The sequence below is a fragment of the Cognatilysobacter terrigena genome (genome assembly GCF_004361065.1).
GTDB classification, from domain to species: Bacteria; Pseudomonadota; Gammaproteobacteria; order Xanthomonadales; family Xanthomonadaceae; genus Cognatilysobacter; species Cognatilysobacter terrigena.
Window position 1 is genome coordinate 13,713 of the sequence record NZ_SELT01000003.1, and the last position, 16,639, is coordinate 30,351.

The window sequence follows — 16,639 nt, forward strand, 5'->3', positions numbered from 1 at the left end:
TGCTGACAATGGCGCGGCTCACCGCACGCCGTGCATCCACTTGCGAAGCAGTGGCGAGATCAGGAACGCCACCACCGCGCAGCCGACGCCGATCCACATCATCAGCCAGAAGAGGTGCGCGTACTTCGCGCCGGCTTCGGCCATGTTGATCGTCGTTCCTTCCGGGATGTCGAGCGATGCCAGCTTGCCGAACAGTGCCGCCAGCGTTTCCGAGAACGCGGTCGCAAGGAACCAGGTGCCCATCATCAGGCTGACGACGCTGCGCACCGACAGCTGCGTCACTGCGGACAAGCCGACCGGCGCCAGGCACATCTCGCCGACTTCGAGCACGAAGTAGGCGAGCACCAGCCACCACACGCTCGCCATCGCGCCGGTGGCGCCGGCGTGCTCGGCTGCCCATGCGAGCGGGATGAAGCTCAGCCCGGCGAACAGCAGGCCGAGTGCGGACTTCGTCGGCTTCGAGGGATCGAGTCCACGACGACCGAGGAACGCCCAGATCGCGCTGAAGGTCGGTGCGAGCAGCACGATGAACATCGCGCCGAGGTAGGTCAGCGAGCCCGCGGTTTGCGGCAGCACGAGCGCGTCGCGGATCAGGAAGACGAGCATCGCGACGACGGCGAGGCCGAACAGCACGCCCGGCGCCGACGACTGCGGATTGCGGTCCGACAGCGACGCCGACGCCACGAACGCGAGCGGGGCGAGCAGCAGCGACACGATCGACCACGGCGCCGACTGCACGAACTGCGAGAACGTCACCGCGGGCGCCCCGGCGGCCTGCACGTCCGGCACATGACGCACGAGCGACGGCACAATGTCCTTGGTCAGCATGCGGTCGGTGAACGTCACCCACGAGCCGTACGTCTGCTCGTACAGCGTGAAGAACACGAGGCACATCGCGATGAGCAGGATCAGCGCATACATCTGCTGGCGCTCGACCGGCGTGCAGCGCGTCGCCGTGAACCAGAAGAACCAGGCCAGCACGCCGACCATCACAAGAATCATCAGGCCGAGTGCCAGCGAGATGTCGCCCGGCAGTGCGAACGCGCCATTCGCGACCGCCCACATCAGCCACGCCACCGGGAACAACCCGACGATCGCACCGACATAGATGGCGAGCTCGCGCGGCATGCCCCACACGCGTTCGCGCAGCAGTTCCGGACGCGGCGGTTCGGCGTGCCCTTCGAGATATTTCTGGCCCCATAGGAACTGGCCGAGACCGAGCGCCATGCCGATGCCTGCCGCGCCGAAGCCGTACTTCCAGCCGAGCGTCTGGCCGAGGTAGCCGCAGACGATCGACGCGAACAGCGCGCCGAGATTGATGCCCGCGTAGAACAGCGAGAAGCCCGAGTCGCGACGCGGATCGTCTTCCGCGTACAGGCGGCCGACAATCGTCGAGATGTTCGGCTTGAGGAAGCCGACGCCCATGATGATCAGCGCGAGCGAGAGGTAGAACGCGCGCAGAGCCGATTCGTCGCGCACCACTTCGCCGCCGATGACGTGCGCATCGTGGCCTTCGATCGTCATGCCCATGTGGCCGAGCACGAGCAGGATGCCGCCGAAGATCACGGCCTTGCGCGTGCCGAGATAGCGGTCGGCCAACATGCCGCCGAACACCGGGATGCAGTAGACGAGGCCGCCGTACGCGCCGAGCACGTCGTAGCCCGAGGCGTCCTTGAACAGGTGGTGCTTCAGCAGGAACAGCAGGAGCAGCGCCTTCATTCCGTAGAACGAGAAGCGCTCCCACATCTCGGTGAAGAAGCAGACGTAGACGCCCTTGGGGTGGCCGAACAGGTCGCGACGGGGATCCGCGGCGAGCGCGGCGGCATTCGAGGCTGGCGTCACGCACCACTCCGGCGTGAAAAAGGTGCCCGAGTATAGCCACGGCGCCGCGGGCGGCCCGGCGACGCGCCGTGCACGCTTCAGCCGCAAATGCGCGCGGCGTCGTGTTGCAGTGCACGACGGTCGGCACGCGCTCGCGCCGCCAGCGCGACGCCGCGCACGGATACGCGACCGCACGGCGCCGCCCGCGTCCGCGTTCGCTTTGCCACCACCGGCCGTACGCCTACCATCGGCGCCCTCGTCACCCCCGCGGAGTCCCGATGCCCCGTCTCGCCTTGCTGCCCCTGATGCTCGCCGCCGCGCTGCCCCTCGCCGCGGGCGCCGCGCCCCATGGCCTGCAGCCCAAGGAGCTCGCCACGCTCGACCGCTTCTCCTCGCCGGTGCTGACGCCCGACGGCGCGAAGCTCGTGTTCGCGCGCCGCGTCGTCGAGTTCGATGCGAACAAGTCGTCGACCGCGCTGTGGGTGCAGCCGACGTCGGGCGCCGGCAAGGCGACGCGCCTCACGCCCGAAGGCTGGAACGTCAACTCGCCGCTCGTGTCGGAGGACGGCAAGCGCGTCTACTTCCTGAGCTCGAAGGGCGGTTCGTCGCAGGTGTATTACGTGCCGGTCGGCGGCGGTACGCCGGTGCAGGTCACGGCGATGCCGCTCGACGTCAGCACGTATTCGCTGTCGCCGAAGGGTGACCGCATCGCGCTGTCGATGGAAACCTATCCGGACTGCGCGGCGGATCTTGCCTGCAATACCAAGCACGAGAAGAAGACGGACACGCCGAAGACCACGGGCGTCGTCTTCGATCGCATGTTCATCCGCCACTGGGATGCGTGGAACGAGGGCAAGCTCAATCGCCTGTTCGTCGCCGACCTGCCGGCCGCGGGCAAGACGGTGAACACCGCGAAGCTCGTCGGTGGCAACGTCGTCGCCGACGTGCCTTCGCGCCCATTCGGCGACGCCAGCGAGTTCACCTGGTCGCCTGACGGCCAGCAGCTCGTGTTCAGTGCGCGCAACGCCGACCGCGACGAGCCGACGTCGACCAACTTCGACCTCTACCTCGTGCCCGCCGACGGTAGCGCCGATGCGCGCAACCTCACCGCGGCGAACAAGGCGTGGGATACGGGTGGCGCGTTCAGTGCGAACGGCAAGACGCTCTACTACCGCGCGATGAAGCGCCCCGGTTTCGAGGCCGATCGCTTCGCGCTGATGGCGATGGATCTGGCGACGGGCGAGTCGCGCGAAATCGACCCGAAGTGGGATCGCTCCGCCGACGGCATCACGCTGTCGTCCGACGGCAAGTCGATCTACACGACGGCCGAGGACATGGGCGAGCACCCGCTGTGGGCGGTCGACATCGCGTCGGGCGGCGTCACCAAGCTCGTGGGCGAGGGCACGGTGTCGGCGTTCGACGTCAAGAACGGCGTGCTCGCGTTCTCGCGCAACTCCCTGAAGTCGGGCGACCAGCTCTTCGTCGGTGGCTTGAACGGCAAGGGCGTGCGCGCCGTGTCGCCGTCGGCAGGCGAGCTGCTGAAGGACGTGCGCTTCGGCGACTACGAGCAGTTCAGCTTCAAGGGTTGGAACAACGAGACGGTGCACGGCTACGTCGTGAAGCCGTGGAACTACGAGCAGGGCAAGACGTACCCCGTCGCGTTCCTGATCCACGGCGGCCCGCAGGGCAGCTTCGGCAATGGCTGGAGCTATCGCTGGAATCCGCAGACGTACGCGGGCCAGGGCTATGCCGTCGTAATGATCGATTTCCACGGCTCGACGGGTTACGGCCAAGCATTCACCGACGCGATCAGCCAGCACTGGGGCGACCGCCCGCTGGAAGACCTGCAGAAGGGTTGGACGGCCGCGCAGAAGCAGTACGGCTTCCTCAACGGCGACAAGGCCTGTGCGCTCGGCGCGAGCTACGGCGGCTACATGGTCTATTGGATCGCTGGCAACTGGAACCAGCCGTGGAAGTGCCTGGTCGACCACGACGGCGTGTTCGACAACCGCATGATGGGTTACAGCACCGAAGAGCTGTGGTTCAGCCGCTGGGAGAACGGCGGCACGCCGTGGGAAAACCCGGAGGCGTACGAGAAGTTCAACCCGATCAACTACGTCAAGAACTGGCGCGTGCCGATGCTGGTCATCCACAGCCAGCAGGATTTCCGCATTCCGGCCGAGCAGGGCATCGCTGCGTTCAGCGCGCTGCAGCAGAAGGGCATTGAGTCGAAGTTCCTCTACTTCCCGGACGAGAACCACTGGGTGCTCAAGCCGCAAAACAGCGTGAAGTGGCACGAGACCGTGAACGACTGGCTGCGCACGCACATCGGCCAGTAAGTCCGACGTTCGGTCACGAAAACGCCCGGCATCGCGAGATGCCGGGCGTTTTCGTTGGACGGCTGCGTTGACGGCGCGTAGTCGGCGCCTTGCGCAGGCTTCGCGCATGAACGAATCGCAGAAGTGGCCCGACCGCCTGTGGATCGTCCGCCACGGCGAGTCGGCGGGAAACGTCGCGCGCGAGAAGGCGCGCGTCGCTGACGCACTGACCTATGACTACGGCACGCGCGATGCCGACGTGCCGCTGTCGGCGCTCGGCGAACAACAGGCCGACGCGCTCGGCCGCTGGTTCGCGGCGTTGCCGGAGCACGAGCGTCCCGACGTCTTCCTCTGCTCGCCGTACGTTCGCGCACAACAGACGATGCGTCGCGCGTTACGGCAGGCGGGCATCGACTGCGACCGCATCCGCCTCGACGAGCGCCTGCGCGAACGCGAGTTCGGCATCTTCGACGGCCTCACGCGCCTCGGCGTGCGCGACCGTTATCCCGAGCAGGCGAAGGCGCTCGATCTCATCGGCAAGTTCTATCACCGGCCGCCGGGCGGCGAGAGCTGGTGCGACGTCATCCTGCGGCTGCGCAGCGTCGTCGACACGATCACGCGCGAGTACCGCTGCGATCGCGTGCTGATCGTCGCGCACCAGGTCACGGTGCTGTGCTTCCGCTACCTGCTCGAGCGGATGACGGAAGCAGAGATCCTCGAGATCGATCGGCAGAAGGACGTCGCGAACTGCGCAATCACCGGCTACGAGTTCGATCCGACGCAAGGCCACCGCGGCAAGCTTGTGCTCGAACGCTACAACTTCGTGGCGCCGCTGATCGAAGCCGGTGCGCCGGTGACCACCGAGCCCGACGTGCCGGCGGGACCGAAGTGAGTCGCGCGCGCGTCACGCCGATTTCGCCCGCGTGGCTGCGGCGCCATCCGCTGCCGATGCCCTCGCATGAAGGCGACAAGGATGCGCGCGGACGCATTCTCGTCATCGCGGGCGCCGGCGAAATGCCGGGCGCAGCGTTGTTGTCGGCCGTGGCCGCGTTGCGCGCGGGCGCAGGGAAATTGCAGGTGGCGACGTGCGCGAGCGCGGCGCCGCTCGTTGCGGCGGCGGTGCCGGAGTCGCGCGTGGTCGCCTTGCCGGAAACACGCAGCGGCGCATTGGCTACGGCGGCCCGTAGCCGGATCGAAGCGATGTCCGAACATGCTGACGCCATCGTCGTCGGCCCCGGCCTGCTCGAATCCGATGCGATGGCGCGGATGCTGGGTGGATGGCTGGCGACGTTGCCGGAGATTCCAGTCGTGATCGATGCGGCCGCGCTCTGCGCCTTCGATCGCGATGCGGACGCGATCGCCAACGGCAAGGCACTGCGCATCCTTACACCGCATGCGGGCGAGGCCGCGCGATTGCTCGGTTGCGAACGCGTGGCCGTCGAAGCGCGGCCGCTCGAACTCGGCATCGACATGGCGCGACGCTTCCGTGCGGTGTGCGTCATGAAGGGTTCGACCAGCTTCGTCATCGACGGGCCTGCGCTCGAGGCAGGCACCGCCGGCGCCATCGTGTCGAACCGCTACGGCAACGTGGGCCTCGCGACGTCGGGCTCGGGCGACACGCTGTCGGGAATCATTGGTGGACTCGCTGCGCGCGGCACCGACGCCTTCCGTGCGACGGCATGGGGCGTTTACCTGCACGCCGCTGCAGGCGACGCACTCGCCGAGCGGCAAGGCGGCCCGCTCGGATTTCTTGCCCGGGAATTGCTCGACGAGATTCCGCGGCTGATGCAGGCAGTGCCGGGATCGAAGCGACGGGAACGCTGAGCGTCGCGACGGTCGATCCGACGTGTCGCGATGACCTCGAAGCGCGGGCACTTCGCGTGCAGACAACGGGCGCTCGTTCAGCGCAGTTCGACACCGCAACGCGCCGTGGGGACGAGCGCTTTCGAACGTCGCTCAACAGCAGCGCGAACGGCCGCGTCCGTACCTTGCCTGCAGGCGCTCACGGAAAAACGTCGCTTCGTCCATCGGTGCAGCACCCGGATGCGTGCGGCGCATGTGCTCGAGGTACGCGCCGTAGTCGGGAATGCCGACGGCGAGTCGCGCCCCCTGCACGAGGCTACGCCACGCCTGCGACAGCGGCGAACGACGGAGATGCTCAGAGCGAATGTGCGGCGACATAGTCGGTCTCCCGCGCCGTCGGACGCACCTCACCGCGCGCGGCCAGCATCGCCCGGACGCCGAACACGGCGGTGAGCACCAGCACGCCGACGAACAGCACGCACAACGCGGCGTCGAGCGTGTTGTTGAAGGCAACGCGTTGCATGTCGGCGATCGTTTTGGCGGGGGCGAGGATCTCGCCACGCGATGCGGCGTCAGAGAACTTTCGCGCCGCTGCTAGGAAGCCGATCTTGGGATCGGGATGCAGAAGCTTCTCCGCGCCCGCCGTCAGTGTGCAGACGAGCAGCCACAGCGTGGCGATGCCGGGAATCCACACGTAACGCTCGCGCTTCATGCGCACCATCACGACGCAGCAGAAGACCAGCGCGATCCCGGCGAGCATCTGGTTGGCGATGCCGAACAGCGGCCACAACGTGTTGATGCCGCCGAGCGGATCGACGACACCCTGATACAGGAACCAGCCCCAGCCGCCGACCGCGAGCGCAGTGCACAGCATGTTGCCGAGCCAGCTCTCCGTCGCGCGCAACGGCGGATACGCGAGGCCGGCGATCTCCTGGAACATGAAGCGCGCCACGCGCGTGCCGGCGTCGATCGTCGTGAGGATAAACAGCGCTTCGAACAGGATGGCGTAGTGGTACCAGAACGCCATCATGCGATCGCCGCCGCCGAGCCCCGCGAGGATGTGCGCCATGCCGACCGCGAGCGTCGGCGCGCCGCCGGTGCGCGACAGCACGGTCTCCTCGCCGATCGACTTCGCGGCCGCGGCCAGCGTGTCGGGCGTGATCGCGAAGCCCCATGCGTTGATCGCGGCCGACGCGGAGTCGAGCGTCGTGCCGAGCGCTGCGGCCGGCGCGTTCATTGCGAAATAGAGGCCCGGTTGCAGCACGCAGGCGGCGACCAGCGCCATCACCGCGACGAACGCTTCCATCAGCATCGCGCCGTAGCCGATCAGCGGGATGTCGCGCTCGTTGCGCAGCATCTTCGGCGTCGTGCCGGAGCTGATTAGCGCATGGAAGCCGGACACCGAACCGCAGGCGATCGTGATGAACAGGAACGGGAACAGCTTGCCGGCGAACACTGGGCCCGTCCCGTCGACGAAGCGCGTCATCGCCGGCATGTGCAGGTCGGGCATCGCGATCAGGATGGCGACCGCAAGGCCGACGATCGTGCCGATCTTGAGGAAGGTCGACAGATAGTCGCGCGGCGCGAGCAGCAGCCACACCGGCAACACCGAGGCGACAAAGCCGTAGCCGATCAGCAACCACGCGAGCGTCGTGCCCTGCAGACGGAACACCGCGCTCCCCTGCGGGTCGGCTGCGACATGCCCGCCGATGGCGATTGATGCGAGCAGCAACGCAAGGCCGATGATCGACGCTTCGAGAATGCGGCCCGGCCGGATCCAGCGCAGCCATGCGCCCATGAGCAGCGCGATCGGAATCGTCATCGCAAGGGTGAACGTGCCCCACGGACTCTGCGCGAGCGCCTTGACGACGACGAGCGCCAGCACCGCGAGCAGGATTAGCATGATCGCGGCGATGCCGAACATTGAGACGACACCCGCGGCATTGCCCATCTCGCTGCGGATCATTTCGCCGAGCGAGCGGCCGTCGCGACGCGTCGAGAAGAACAGCACGAGCATATCCTGCACCGCGCCGGCGAACACCACGCCGAACAGGATCCACAACGTGCCGGGCAGGTAGCCCATCTGCGCGGCGAGCACGGGGCCCACGAGCGGGCCCGCACCGGCGATGGCGGCGAAGTGGTGGCCGAACAGCACGCTGCGCTCGGTCGGCACGTAGTCGAGGCCGTCGTTGCGGCGATACGCGGGCGTGAGGCGCGACGGATCGATGCCGATCGCGCGCGCGACGTAGCGCGAATAGAAGCGGTACGCGATGAAGAACGTGCTCGCCGACGCCGCGACCAGCCACATCGCGCTCACCGTCTCGCCCCGATGCAGGCCGAGCACCGACAGGGCCGCGACCGCGATCACGCCGAGTGCCGCCCAGAAAAGTCCTGCCGATCCCCGCATCGCACGCTCCCCCTGTGAGGCCGCGAGCGTCGCGCAGGCGGTCGGCGGGGTCAATCTGCGATGCGGCAGAAACCGCAGCGCGGGCCTAGAGCCAGCGCGCCTTCTTGAACTTCCAGTACAGCGCGAGCGTCACCAGCGCCATAGCGCCAATCAGGATGAAATAGCTCCAGCGCCCGTGAAGCTCGGGCATGTGCTCGAAGTTCATGCCGTACCAGCTGGCCACGAGCGTCGGCGCCGCGAGCAGCGAAGCCCACGCACCCAGCCGCTTGACGATCTCGCCCTGCTGCACGGTCACAAGCGACAGGTTCACGCCGACCGCCGCGGTCAGCATTTCGCGCAGCGTCTCCGTACTCGACTGGATGCGGATGGCGTGGTCGAGCACGTCGCGCAGGTAGGGCTGGATGACGTCGTCGATCAGGCCGGTCTGCATGCGCGTGAGGTGGCTGATGATGTCCTGCAGCGGTTCCGCCGCCATGCGCAGGCGCGTGAGGTCGCGCTTCAGCCAGTACAGGCGCTCGACCGTTTCCTTGCGGAAATCCGCGGCGAACACGTCCTTCTCGAGTTCGCCGAGCAGGCGGTCGTACTCGTCGACGATGGGCATGAAGTTGTCGACGATCAGGTCGAGTACCGCGTACAGCGCAGCGCCCGGCCCATGTACCAGCAGCGCCTTCTCGCGTTCCAGCCGCCCGCGGGCCGGTGCGTAGCTCGACGACGCGCCGTGCCGCACCGTCACGAAATAGCGGGGGCCGACGAACATGTGCGTCTCGCCGAAGCGGATCGTGCCGTCGGTGGTCTGCGCGGTGTGCACGGCGATGAAGATCGAATCGCCGTACGTCTCGAACTTCGGCCGCTGGTGCGCGTTCTGCGCATCCTCGACGGCCAGCGGATGCAGGTCGAATTCTTCCTGCAGCTTGGCCAGCACGCTCGGGCCCGGCTCGTACAGGCCGACCCAGACGAAGCTGCCGTCGTCGACGGCCAGAACGTCGCTGATCTGCTCGATGTCGATGTCGCGACGATTGCCCTGGCGGTCGTAGGCCGCACAGTTGACGACGCAGTGGGCGTACTGGGGCTCGGTCATGCGCCGATGCTAGCGGCCGGGGCGTCCCGCGTCGTGCGAAGGCCCGCCCACAGGCCGAGGTGGGTCGGCAGCAGCAGTGCGATCCAGCGCAGGTTGTCCTGTGCGCCCGATTCCAGCCACGACGCGAACATCGCGATCAACGCGAGGCCGGCGAGCACGGGCAGTGCCTTCTGCATCAACGCGCCGGATCCGCGACCGCGCAGCACGCGCCACGCGCCCGGAACCGCCAGCCACGCCAGCGGATTCAGCAGCAGCAGATTCCGGTTGGCCCACGCGAACTCGTGCACCGTGCCCAGCCACAGGAACAGCATCAGCGCGCCGATCAGGCCGGCGAGCATCCAGAACGGCAGCGCTAACGCGGCGACGAGGCGCGGACGACGTGCCCCCGTCGTTGCGAGCAGCACACCGAGGACAAGCCCGGCCGCCAGCCACGGCCACGTCGCGCGCGGCGCGTCGGCAGGTTCGGGGGCGATGCGATGCGGCAGTACGGGCGTTTCGCTTTCGACCAGCGGATGGTTGTCGATCTCCACCTCGCGCAGCGACGCCGCGAGCCGCATCGGCACGAAGGCTTCTTCCCACAGCGACAGCGGACGATCCGAGCGCGGGCCGAGGCCGACGTCGAATCCCGTGCCCATCCACCACGCGGGCGACGCCAGACGCACCGCTTCGCTGCGATAGGTCGCGCCGTGCGAGCGGCCCGCGAGTTGACGGTGCAGTTCGCCGCCGAGCGCGCGGTCGATCGCGTCGCGCACGCGCGTCGAGCAGTTGTCGCGGAAGTAGTCGTAACCGTAGACGGCGTTCTCGGGCCGCGCGTTGACCGCGAGTGCGTTCGCGAGCTCGTTCGCCTGCGCATCGGTCAGATGCAGCCACTGGATCGACACGCCGCGGCCCTCCTCGCGGTACATCACCATGTCCTCGTCGAAGGGCAGGGCGGCGAGGCGGTAGCGCATGATCCCGTGCACGAAGTTGCCGACGAAGCCGGGCTCGGAGGGATCGAAGAAGCCGAAGTTGTACGACGTCGCGGCACCGGTCACGGGGTCGATGACGACGATCGCGTCGTGCCCGAAGCGCTCCCAGAACACCTCGCCCGGCTGCATCGTCGCCACGCCGATGCGCGGCGCCGCGGCCGATGCCGCGAACGGCATCAGCAGGGCGACCAGGAGAAGCAGCGTGCGGACGAAGCCGCCGGTGCGGCGATCAGGCCTCGCCATGCACGCCCACGTGGAAGGCGTGCACGCGACGCGCGTCGGCACCGGCCACGCGGAACACGAAGCGATCGAGCGTCAGTTCCTCGCCGGCTTCAGGGAGGTGACCGATCGCGGCGGTCACGAGGCCGCCGATGGTGTCGTATTCGTCGTCGTCGAAATCCGCGCCGAAGCGTTCGTTGAAGTCGGCTATCGGTGTCAGCGCGTCGACGACGAACTGGCCGTCGGTCTGCGCGGCGATCAGCGCATTCGGATCGGCGGCTTCGTCGTGTTCGTCATCGATCTCGCCGACGATCTGCTCCAGCACGTCCTCGATCGTGAGCAGGCCGGCGACGCCGCCATGCTCGTCGATGACGATCGCCATGTGGTTGCGCGACTGGCGGAATTCGCGCAGCAGTACGTCGAGGCGCTTGGATTCCGGAATCAGCAGCGCGGGGCGCAGCAGCTCGTGGATGGTGGCCGGCCCGTGGTCGGCGACCACGCCGCGCAGCAGGTCCTTGGCGAGCAGCACGCCCAGCACCTCGTCGCGATCCTCGCCGTGCACCGGGAAACGCGAATGGCCGGACTCGACGACCATCTTCATGAGGTCGAGGAAGCGGGTGTCGGCCGGCAGGGAGACCATCTGCGAGCGCGGGATCATCACGTCGCCGACGGTCATGTCGGACACCGCGATCGCGCCTTCCATCATGCGCAGCGTGTCGGCTTCGATCAGCCCGTCGTTCTGCGCATCGCGCAGCAGTTCGACGAGGTCCTCGCGCGTGGACGGCTCGCCGGACAGGGCGGAGCTGATCCGTTCGAACCAGGAGCGGCGATCGGTGCCGCGTTCGTGATGGGTACTACTGTCGTCCTCGGACATTGTCTTCGTGTCGTGCGCCACTCGGAGCGGCGGCGCCAGTCTAGCCGGTCGTCATGGCCGGCCCGTGGAGATGGGGGCCGCGCACCGCCGCTTCAACCGGCCGCCCGTCGCTCAGTAGGGGTCGGCGATGCCCAGCCCGGCCAGGATCGCGCTCTCGCGGGACTCCATGGCCTCGGCCTCGTCATCTTCCTGATGGTCCCAGCCCAGCAGGTGGAGGACGCCGTGGACGGTGAGGTGGGCGTAGTGGTCGGCCGGCTTCTTGCCCTGCTCGGCGGCCTCGCGGGCGACGACATCGGCGCAGATCACGAGGTCGCCCAGATCCGGCAGCTCGACGTCGTCCGGCAGGCCCTGCGGCCGCTCGGCCGGGAAGCTCAGGACATTCGTCGCGTAATCCTTGCCGCGATACGTGCGGTTGAGCTTGCGGCCTTCGTCCGGCGCGACGATGCGGATGGCGAGCGACGCTGGCGCGTCGCGGTCTTCAAGCGCCGCCGCGACCCACTTCCGGAAGCTGGCCGACGACGGCACGCCGGTGCGCGACGTCGCATAGCTGACGCTGACTTCGGGTTCGATCGACATCTCGCGCTCCGCGCGGTCAGCTGCGGCCGGTGGCCGCGTCCGCCGCGTCGCGCGCATCGTAGGCGTTGACGATCTTCGCCACCAGCGGATGACGCACCACGTCGCGCGATTCGAAGAACGTGAAGCTGATGCCATCGACGCCACGCAGCACTTCGATCGCATCCTTCAGGCCGGACTTCTGGTGCTTCGGGAGGTCGATCTGCGTCATGTCGCCGGTCACGACGGCGGTGCTGCCGAACCCGATGCGCGTCAGGAACATCTTCATCTGCTCGACGCTGGTGTTCTGCGCTTCGTCGAGGATCACGTACGCATCGTTAAGCGTGCGACCGCGCATGTACGCGAGCGGCGCGATCTCGATGACGTTGCGCTCGAGCAGCTTCGCCACCTTCTCGACGCCGAGCATCTCGTACAGCGCGTCGTAGAGCGGGCGCAGGTACGGGTCGACCTTCTGCGTCAGATCGCCGGGAAGGAAGCCGAGCTTCTCGCCGGCTTCCACGGCGGGGCGCACGAGGATGATGCGCTGCACGCGCGAGGAGTTGAGCGCTTCGACCGCACTCGCCACGGCGAGGAACGTCTTGCCGGTGCCCGCGGGGCCGATGCCGAAATTGATGTCGTTCGTCGCGATCGCGTGCAGGTATTTCGCCTGGTTCTCGCCGCGCGCGCGCAGGGTGCCGCGCTTCACGCGGATGATCACTTCCTGCGGTTCGACGTCGTTCGCCGCGCGCTGCTCCATGCCCGCGTCGGACAGACGAAGGTGGATCGCATGCTCGCTCAGCGTTTCGTTGAGCGTGTCGTCCCAGAGCTCGTGGATCAGGCGGTCGGCCTGCTGCGCGGCAGCGGGCGTGCCGGTCACGCGGAAGACGTTGCCGCGATTGGCGACCTGCACGCCCAGGCGCAGTTCGACCAGGCGCAGGTGCGCGTCGAACGGGCCGGACAGGTTGGCAAGCCGCTCGGGATCGGGCGGGTCGAGGACGAAGTCGCGATGGATCAGCTCGGCCATTCGGATGAGTGCGGTGGGTGTCGGGCGGACGATGCACCGGACGCCGGCAGCGGCGCGTGATCTTGCGTCGGGCGGCCGTGTTGCGCAGAGTCGGCCGCCACGGCGGAGGGATCACGATGCGGATGGCGCGTGCGGGTCGGGTGGTGCAGGGGCTGGGCATTGTCGCAGCCCTGTGGTCGGGTGGGGCGTTCGCGCAGGTCACCGTGGTGACCGCGGCGAAGGGCCACACGATGGACGTCGCGCATCCCGAGGCGGAGGCATTCGCCTACGACGCGGGCGGCCGCCTTCTGGACATCGGACCGCGCGACGCGGTGCTCGCCAAACATCCGGGCGCGAGACGCCTCGATCTCGGCAGCGCCACCGTCGTGCCGGGGCTGATCGACGCGCACGGCCACGTCGCGAATCTCGGCTACACGTTCCTGCGCGCGGACCTCGTCGGCACCACGTCGAAAGACGACGTCATTGCGCGACTGAAGGCGTTCGCCAAGGACCTCAAGCCCGGCGCATGGCTGCTCGGCCGCGGCTGGGACCAGAACGATTGGCCCGAAAAGAATTTCCCGACCGCCGCCGACCTCGACGCCGCCTTCCCCGATCGCCCGGTCTGGCTGCGGCGCGTCGACGGCCATGCGGGCTGGGCGAACACCGCCGCGATGAAGGCGATCGGCCGCGACGTCGGCGGCGACTGGCAACCCGATGGCGGCCGCATCGAACGCAGCGGTGGACGCGCGACCGGCGTGTTCGTCGACGGTGCGATGCAGCTCATCGACCGGGTCGTTCCGCCGGTCGACGACGAGACGGCCACGCGCGCGCTCGAACTCGGCATGAAGTCCGCGGTCGAACACGGCCTCACTGGCGTGCACGACGCCGGCGTGCCGCTCGCCGACCTGCGCCGCTACATGCGCCTCGCCGATGCCGGCAAGATGCCGCTGCGCATCGACGCGATGGCCGACGGCGACCACGAAGCGTTCGCGTGGCTGTGCGAACACGGTGCGTATCAGCATCCCGGCGGCCGCCTCGAGATGCGCACGGTCAAGCTCTACATCGACGGCGCGCTCGGCAGCCGCGGCGCCGCGCTGCTGCAACCGTATGCCGATGCGCCCGACACCCACGGCTTGCTGATCATCGAGCCCTCGAAACTGCGCGAGGTCACGCAGCGCGCACGTCGCTGCAAGCTGCAGGTCGCGACGCACGCCATCGGCGATCGTGGCAACCGCGAAGTGCTCGACGCCTACCAGCTCGCACTCGGCGCGAATCCGGGCGACCACCGCTGGCGCATCGAGCATGCGCAGGTGCTGTCGCAGGACGACCTGCCACGTCTGGCGAAGATGGGCGTCATCGCGTCCATGCAGCCGACGCACGCCACCAGCGACATGCCGTGGGCGGAGGATCGCCTCGGCCCTGAGCGCATCGTCGGCGCCTATGCATGGCGACGCCTGCGCGACACCGGCACGCGCCTCGCGCTGGGTTCGGATTTCCCGGTGGAATCGGTCGACCCACGCCTCGGTCTCTACGCAGCGGCAACGCGCACCGATGCCGATGGCAAACCTGTCGGCGGTTGGCATCCGGAAGAGAAGCTGACGGCGTACGAAGCGCTGCGCGGCTTCACGCTCGACGCCGCGTACGCCGGTTTCGACGAACACGAGGTCGGCAGTCTCGAAATCGGGAAGCGCGCCGATTTCGTCGTGCTGCGCGAGGATCCGCTCGCGATCGATCCGTCGCAGCTGCCCAACCTGACCGTCGAAGCGACGTACGTCGACGGCAAGGCGGTGTACACCGCGAATTAGGCGACGCGCTCAGCCGGTTTCGGTTTCCATCGCAGCGCGTTCGTCGTGAACCTGACGCGCGCTGCGTCGAAGAAAGGGATGCCGCGTCAGCGCGAGTCCGAACAGCGCCGTCGCCAGTCCGCCGATGACGTCGGCCACGACGTGCTGGCCTGTCGTCACGACGGAAGGCAGCAGCACCGCGATCGATAGCCACGCGGCGCGGGCGTAGCGCGGATACTGCGTCGTGAATCCGGTGGCGATGACGATCGGCAACGTGACGTGGCCCGAGGGGAAGCAGTTGCCGGGTGCATCGAGCGCGAGTAGCAATCGCCATGCGGATGACGTGGCGGCATCGAGGCCATCGGGCAGCGGCACGCGCGGAAGCCGCGTCGGAACCGACAGCCACAGCGCGACGTTCAACATCAGCGCGACGACGTACGCACGCATCGTCGCCACGAATACCCGCCGCTCGCTGATCGCCAACGCGAACGCGGGCGCCAGGAGCAGAAGCAGCCAGTACGGCCAGATCGTCCACGCGTGCCGACCGAGCGCCATGTCGAGCGCAGACGGCTCGATCACGGTCGCGCCCGATGGCTGGCGGTGGTTGATCGCGAGATAGATCGCGGAATTCACCGCCACCGCGAGCGCGACGACGCCCGCGCGGCGGCCGAACGTCAGGTACGCGGGCGGATGGTCGAAAGCGGGCACCGGTCCAGTCTGCCAGCAAGCGCGGGGGCATACTGGCCGCGCCTTCGAACGACCTCGACCATGAACCAGCCGCTGCCTGACCTCGTCGCTGGATCGTCGCGGCCGAATTTCGACCTCGGATGGCAGGTCAGGATCGCGGGGACGGGCACATACCTGCCGCGTCGGCGCGTGGAAAGCGCCGAGATCGAAGCGCGCGTGGGCGTGCCCTCGGGTTGGGCCTGCATGAACAGCGGTGTCGCCGTGCGGCACTGGGCCTCGCCGGACGAAACGGCGAGCTGGATGGGTGCGCAGGCCGCGCTGCGCGCGTGCGCCGCGGCGGGCGTCGAACCTGAGTCGGTGGATCTCATCGTCGGTGCGTCCGGTTCGGTCGAGCGCGCGATTCCCGATGGCGCGCCGCTGCTGCAGAACGCGCTGGGTCTGGGGCGCTCGGGCATTCCGAGTTTCTCCGTCCACGCGACCTGTCTGAGTTTCCTTGCGGCGTTCGAACTCGCAGCCGAGCGAATCCACGGCGGGCGCATCCGTCGCGCGCTCGTCGTGAGTAGCGAGATCGCATCCGTCGCGCTCGACTTCAACGCTCCGGAAGCGTGCACGCTGTTCGGCGATGGCGCCGCGGCCTGCGTGCTCGAGCGCAGCGGTGACGACGACACGGGTCGCGTCCATCGCGTCGAATGGATCACCCACGGCGCCGACCTCGAACTCACTACCGTGCGTGGTTGCGGAACGTTCCGGCATCCGAACGCGGCCGACGCCGATCCGCTGGACGCGCTGTTCCGCATGCAGGGCCGCGCGACATTGCGTCGCGCATCGCGGCTGGCGCCGAAATTGCTGGAACGACTCGGGCTCGACGCGGACGCACGTCGTGCATTGCGTTGGGTCGTGCCGCATCAGACGAGTCGTGCGGGCATGAACATCGTCGCGTCGATGGGCTTCGGTGATGGTGCGGTGGTCGACATCCTGCGCGAGACGGGGAACTGCATCGCCGCGTCGATTCCGATGGCGCTCTCGCGCGGGATTGCCGACGGGCGGATCCGACGTGGGGATCGCGGCATGCTGATCGGCACCGGCGCTGGGTTGTCCGCCGCTGCGATCGTGATGACGTACTGA

General features: G+C 68.1%; 14 protein-coding genes. 5 read left to right on the forward strand and 9 right to left on the reverse strand.

Annotated elements, in window-relative coordinates; all coding sequences use genetic code 11:
* Nucleotides 1–18: 18 nt before the first annotated feature.
* Nucleotides 19–1,842 (reverse strand): peptide MFS transporter, encoded by a 1,824-nt coding sequence (locus EVS83_RS03115; RefSeq protein WP_246022755.1) that lies wholly within the window; start codon nucleotides 1,840–1,842, stop codon nucleotides 19–21.
* Nucleotides 1,843–2,099: 257 nt separating this feature from the next.
* Here EVS83_RS03115 and EVS83_RS03120 point away from each other — a divergent pair, with 257 nt between their 5' ends.
* The 3 genes from EVS83_RS03120 (at nucleotide 2,100) to EVS83_RS03130 (ending at nucleotide 5,963) form a co-directional block, all read left to right on the forward strand.
* Nucleotides 2,100–4,160 (forward strand): S9 family peptidase, encoded by a 2,061-nt coding sequence (locus EVS83_RS03120; RefSeq protein WP_133499523.1) that lies wholly within the window; start codon nucleotides 2,100–2,102, stop codon nucleotides 4,158–4,160.
* A gap of 106 nt (nucleotides 4,161–4,266) precedes the next feature.
* Nucleotides 4,267–5,031 carry a histidine phosphatase family protein gene (locus tag EVS83_RS03125; protein WP_133499525.1) on the forward strand — a complete coding sequence of 255 codons (765 nt, stop codon included), beginning with the start codon at nucleotides 4,267–4,269 and terminating at the stop codon, nucleotides 5,029–5,031.
* Nucleotides 5,028–5,963 (forward strand): NAD(P)H-hydrate dehydratase, encoded by a 936-nt coding sequence (locus EVS83_RS03130; protein ID WP_208108677.1) that lies wholly within the window; start codon nucleotides 5,028–5,030, stop codon nucleotides 5,961–5,963. Before EVS83_RS03125 ends, EVS83_RS03130 begins: the two co-directional genes overlap by 4 nt.
* A gap of 132 nt (nucleotides 5,964–6,095) precedes the next feature.
* Here EVS83_RS03130 and EVS83_RS03135 read toward each other — a convergent pair whose 3' ends face one another.
* From EVS83_RS03135 to EVS83_RS03165, 7 genes are all read right to left on the reverse strand, one after another.
* Nucleotides 6,096–6,320 carry a YbdD/YjiX family protein gene (locus tag EVS83_RS03135; protein ID WP_133499527.1) on the reverse strand — a complete coding sequence of 75 codons (225 nt, stop codon included), beginning with the start codon at nucleotides 6,318–6,320 and terminating at the stop codon, nucleotides 6,096–6,098.
* On the reverse strand, nucleotides 6,298–8,349 hold the full coding sequence (locus EVS83_RS03140; protein ID WP_133499529.1) for a carbon starvation CstA family protein: 2,052 nt from the start codon (nucleotides 8,347–8,349) through the stop codon (nucleotides 6,298–6,300). Before EVS83_RS03140 ends, EVS83_RS03135 begins: the two co-directional genes overlap by 23 nt.
* Before the next feature lie 85 nt (nucleotides 8,350–8,434).
* The gene (locus EVS83_RS03145; protein ID WP_133499531.1) at nucleotides 8,435–9,427 is read right to left on the reverse strand and encodes a magnesium and cobalt transport protein CorA; all 993 of its coding nucleotides are present in this window, start codon (nucleotides 9,425–9,427) and stop codon (nucleotides 8,435–8,437) included.
* A complete protein-coding gene (locus EVS83_RS03150; RefSeq protein ID WP_133499533.1) occupies nucleotides 9,424–10,638 on the reverse strand; it encodes a lipoprotein N-acyltransferase Lnb domain-containing protein in 1,215 nt (404 codons plus the stop codon). The genes EVS83_RS03145 and EVS83_RS03150 overlap by 4 nt, the downstream gene beginning before the upstream one ends.
* A complete protein-coding gene (locus tag EVS83_RS03155; protein WP_133499535.1) occupies nucleotides 10,625–11,488 on the reverse strand; it encodes a CorC family transporter in 864 nt (287 codons plus the stop codon). The genes EVS83_RS03150 and EVS83_RS03155 overlap by 14 nt, the downstream gene beginning before the upstream one ends.
* 111 nt (nucleotides 11,489–11,599) lie before the next feature.
* A complete protein-coding gene (gene ybeY, locus EVS83_RS03160) occupies nucleotides 11,600–12,064 on the reverse strand; it encodes an rRNA maturation RNase YbeY (protein ID WP_133499537.1) in 465 nt (154 codons plus the stop codon).
* Between the two features lie 16 nt (nucleotides 12,065–12,080).
* On the reverse strand, nucleotides 12,081–13,064 hold the full coding sequence (locus tag EVS83_RS03165; protein WP_133499539.1) for a PhoH family protein: 984 nt from the start codon (nucleotides 13,062–13,064) through the stop codon (nucleotides 12,081–12,083).
* A gap of 116 nt (nucleotides 13,065–13,180) precedes the next feature.
* Here EVS83_RS03165 and EVS83_RS03170 point away from each other — a divergent pair, with 116 nt between their 5' ends.
* Nucleotides 13,181–14,848 (forward strand): amidohydrolase, encoded by a 1,668-nt coding sequence (locus tag EVS83_RS03170; RefSeq protein WP_246022756.1) that lies wholly within the window; start codon nucleotides 13,181–13,183, stop codon nucleotides 14,846–14,848.
* A gap of 9 nt (nucleotides 14,849–14,857) precedes the next feature.
* Here EVS83_RS03170 and EVS83_RS03175 read toward each other — a convergent pair whose 3' ends face one another.
* Nucleotides 14,858–15,535 (reverse strand): phosphatase PAP2 family protein, encoded by a 678-nt coding sequence (locus EVS83_RS03175; RefSeq protein WP_133499541.1) that lies wholly within the window; start codon nucleotides 15,533–15,535, stop codon nucleotides 14,858–14,860.
* A gap of 60 nt (nucleotides 15,536–15,595) precedes the next feature.
* On the opposite strand from EVS83_RS03175, the gene EVS83_RS03180 reads away from it, so the two are divergent.
* Nucleotides 15,596–16,639 carry a 3-oxoacyl-[acyl-carrier-protein] synthase III C-terminal domain-containing protein gene (locus tag EVS83_RS03180; protein WP_166636781.1) on the forward strand — a complete coding sequence of 348 codons (1,044 nt, stop codon included), beginning with the start codon at nucleotides 15,596–15,598 and terminating at the stop codon, nucleotides 16,637–16,639.